Annotated in this window: 5 protein-coding genes; 3 read left to right on the forward strand and 2 right to left on the reverse strand. The window is 71.8% G+C overall.

The genetic code is table 11. The features are described from left to right. Positions 1-538, forward strand: a 538-nt coding sequence (locus FDZ70_07705; protein ID TLM73403.1) for an N-acetylmuramoyl-L-alanine amidase, incomplete at its 5' end; no start/stop codon positions are given. Next, positions 535-1,761: a hypothetical protein gene (locus tag FDZ70_07710; protein ID TLM73404.1), complete on the forward strand. Its 1,227-nt coding sequence runs from the start codon at positions 535-537 to the stop codon at positions 1,759-1,761. The genes FDZ70_07705 and FDZ70_07710, both read left to right, overlap by 4 nt. Here the strand turns inward: FDZ70_07710 and FDZ70_07715 are convergent. Beyond that, positions 1,706-2,272, reverse strand: coding sequence for a biotin transporter BioY (locus FDZ70_07715; protein ID TLM73405.1), 567 nt, complete (start codon positions 2,270-2,272; stop codon positions 1,706-1,708). The genes FDZ70_07710 and FDZ70_07715 overlap by 56 nt on opposite strands. 83 nt (positions 2,273-2,355) lie before the next feature. Continuing rightward, positions 2,356-3,069 (reverse strand): RDD family protein, encoded by a 714-nt coding sequence (locus FDZ70_07720; GenBank protein TLM73406.1) that lies wholly within the window; start codon positions 3,067-3,069, stop codon positions 2,356-2,358. Positions 3,070-3,194: 125 nt separating this feature from the next. Between FDZ70_07720 and FDZ70_07725 the strand changes: the two genes are divergently transcribed. Then, the coding region (locus FDZ70_07725; protein ID TLM73407.1) for a hypothetical protein at positions 3,195-3,684 on the forward strand (490 nt) is incomplete at its 3' end.

Here is a 3,684-nt window from a genome sequence, read left to right on the forward strand (position 1 = left end):
GCGCGGGACGGTGGCGGCCGCGGCGGGCGACCGGGTCATCGACCGCCTGACCGTCCACCACACCGCGACGCCCGCCGTCGCGGGCGGACGCGAGGTCGACGCGGCATTCGTCGCCGAGTCCCATCGCCGCCGCGGCCTCGGGCTCGGCACCGGCGACGCACGCGACTGCGCATACCACTTCGTCATCCTCCCCGACGGCCGCGTGCAGGCCGGGCGCCCGCTCGAGTACTGGGGCTCGGGGACACGCAGCGGCGAGGACAACCTGCACTCGGTCGGTGTCGCTCTCGTCGGCGACTTCGTCCGCGGTGGCCGCGGACCCACCCCTGCGCAGATGGACGCGCTCGAGTCACTCGCGCTCGGAGCGTTCTCGGAGTACGGCTTCGACGCCCGGTCGGTGCGCGGACACCGTGAGGTCTCCGCATCCGCCTGTCCGGGCGCGCTCTTGGACCTGGACGCGTTGCGGATGAGCCTGGCCGCAGCGTCCACCGCAGGGCGACGCGGCCACTGGCCCGCGCCCACAGAGGAGGGAAGCGCATGAGCGCACTGAGGTTGCTCGCGATCGGCCTGATCTTCGTCTTCGTGTGCGTAGCGTGGGTGGTGCTCGGCGGCGCCACGACCGTGAGGACCGAGACGGCCGATGCGAACCTGCGCAACGCCGTCGGCGGGCTCTACGGACAGCCGCAGTCCCAGCAGGCGCCCGTGTTCACCATGGGAGGCAAGTCCGGCAAGCGCATCGAGATCTCGGGCAGCGACATCACCGCATCGTTCGACCTCGACCAGCGCCGCAAGGGCCTCATGTGGTACTCGACCTACCACGTCGACTTCGCCGCGGACTACCGCGTCGTCAATCCCTCGAGGGCCGCGACCGAAGCCGAGATGCTCTTCACCTTCCCGGACCCGTCGGGGGTGTACGACGGCTTCGCGGTGACGATCGACGGCGTCGAGGTACCGGTCACCTACGACCAGGGTGCGGCGCGCGTGCGGTTCGAACTCGCCGCCGGCAAGACCGCCACGGTGCACACGGGATACGTCACCGGCGGACTCGACCGCTGGGAGTACGTCCCCGCGGCAGGTGGGGCATCGGTGGTGCGCGACTTCTCGCTCACGATGAGGACCGACTTCGCGAACGTGGACTTCCCGGAGGGTTCCGTCTCGCCGAAGTCGCGCAAGCCGGCCGGCGACGGGCTCGAACTGCGCTGGGACTACGACTCCGTGGTCTCCGGGCGCCCGATCGCGCTGACCATGCCCCAGCGCATCCAGCCGGGCCCGCTCGCCTCGCGGGTGTCGTTCTTCGCGCCGGTCGCGCTGCTCTTCTTCTTCGCCGCGCTGGTCCTGCTCACCGCCACGAAGGACGTGCGGCTCCACCCGATGCACTACGGCTTCATCGCCGCGGGGTTCTTCGCGTTCCACCTGCTCTTCGCGTACCTCGTGGACCGTATCGACCTGAACGTCGCGTTCGCGATCTGCTCCGTGGTCTCGGTCGGGCTGTGCGTGGGCTACCTGCGGGCGGTGCTGGGGGCGAACCGCGCGCTCATCGAGATCGCGATCAGCCAGGTCGTGTTCCTCGTGCTGTTCTCGTACAGCTTCTTCTTCGAGGGGCTGACCGGGCTCGCCGTCGCTATCGGCAGCGTGCTGACGCTCGCCTACTTCATGGCCAAGACGGCGAGGGTCGACTGGGAGGCCGCGTTCGCGAAGCCGGCTCCGATCAGGCCTGACGCATCGCCTGCGCAGTCGTTCCCGGAGTGGGAAGCGCCCGCCTGACGCCGGCCGCGACCGCCACCGCTGCGAACGCCTTCACGACGTCGAGCGGCACGAACGGGACGACGCCCGCGGTGAACGCTGCCGCGGGCGTCATGCCGCTCACGGCCGTCAGCACACCCCACCCGAGTGCGTAGACCACGAGGATCGCCACGACGCACGCGGCCGCGTCGGCCGCGCCGCGGTGGCGCCGGGCGAGCGCCGAGCGAACGGCCGAGCCGAGCACCGCGGCCGCGAGGAAGCCGAACAGGTAGCCAGCCCGGGGGCCGACGAGTACGCCGATCCCACCCGCCGGACCGGAGAACACCGGCACGCCCGCCGCGCCGAGCAGCAGATACGCACCCACCGCCGCACCGGCCCAGCCCGGACCGAGCAGCAGCGCGGCGAGCAGCACGACGAAGACCTGGAGCGTCACCGGCACGGGCTGCGTCGGGATGGTGAGGTACGCGGACGCCGAGAGCAGGGCGGCGATCAGGGCGGCGGTGACGAGCGAGCGGGTGCGGCCGGACGGCATGGATGACCTCCGTTAACTAGGTTGATGTCGGTGGTTCACGATACGGGCACCGCGCCTGCCGGTCAACCCGCGGGCGCGCCGGACTACCCGCCTACGGCTTCCGCGATGCGCGCGGCGACGTCCCCATCCTCCGCTCCGGCCGCCGGTTCCTCGCCCAGGGCGCGGAGCACCTCGGCGCCGACCTGCAGCCGCGCCTCGGGCGACAACCCCTCGCGCCGCTCGAGGAACTCGCGCGCGAGCGCCACGGCCTCCGGCGAGCGGCCCGGGTCCAGCTCGATGACGACCGGCGCCGCTTCGCGCACCACGACGGTGCCCGCGGCCATGTCGCCGAGCCGCTTGCGCCGTGACGACACGATCACCGACGCGATGCCCACCGCGTAGTTCCCGGGCAGCACGTCGACGATCCGCAGGACGTTGCGGATGGTCGAATCCGCGAACCCCACGCGGCTCCCGTCGTCGCGCACGACGCGCAAGCCCAACGCACGCTTGCCGGGCGTACGCCCCCCGCGGACCACCTCACCGAAAACGAAGTAGCCCCAAGCGGTCAGGAACGCCACGACCAGCGTAGCGGCGCCGGTCCACGCAGCGACCGCCCGGAAGCTCGCGGCGGCGTAGCGAGAGGCCAGGTAGAGGACCCCCGCGGCCGCGGCAGCCTCCGCTGCGATGAGCAGCGTGAGCAGCAACGTGTCGAGCAGGACCGCGAGCCCCCGCGAACCGACGTTCGCCAGCTCGAAGTCGAACGCCACCGACTCGGGCGTCTCGACCTTCAGCGTCTCGCCGGTATCCGATGCGGGCATGAAACCTCACTCACGCGTCGTTGTGGAACGCCCGGGCGTCACGCCCGCGTCCGCCTCTCTCGCATCATAGGGAACGCCGACGCACCGGTGCTAGCATGGGCGCGAAGCGGCCGGAACGGAGTGCAGTGGACGAGCGGGAGTTCATAGCCGGGTCGCGCGACGCGTGGCAGCGCCTCGACGACGCCGTCGGGCGGGCGGCCTCGCACGGCGTCGCGAAACTCGATGCGGACACGCTCAAGGAGATGCACGAGGACTACCGCTGCACCGCCGCCGACCTCGCGTTCGCCCAGACGCATTTCCCGGGCGCGCGCACGACCGCGTACCTGAACGCGCTCGTCGCCCGAGCGCACGCCGAGCTGTACGGCTCCCCGCCCCGGCGCCTCGCGGTGTTGCGGCGCTTCCTCGCGTCGGACTACCCCCGGCTCGTGCGCGCGAACGCCCGCCCTATCCTGCTCGCCGCTGCGCTGCTGTTCGGCGGCCTCGCACTCGGCTACCTGCTCGCATATGCGAACTGGCCGCTCGCGCGCACGTTCGTCCCGGAGGCCTTGCGGGAGGGTGTGGGTGACCGCCTCGCACAGGGAGCGGGCTCCGGTGACCTCGTGACCGACATGGCGC

It is taken from the genome of Actinomycetota bacterium, assembly GCA_005774595.1.
GTDB lineage: Bacteria > Actinomycetota > Coriobacteriia > Anaerosomatales > D1FN1-002 > D1FN1-002.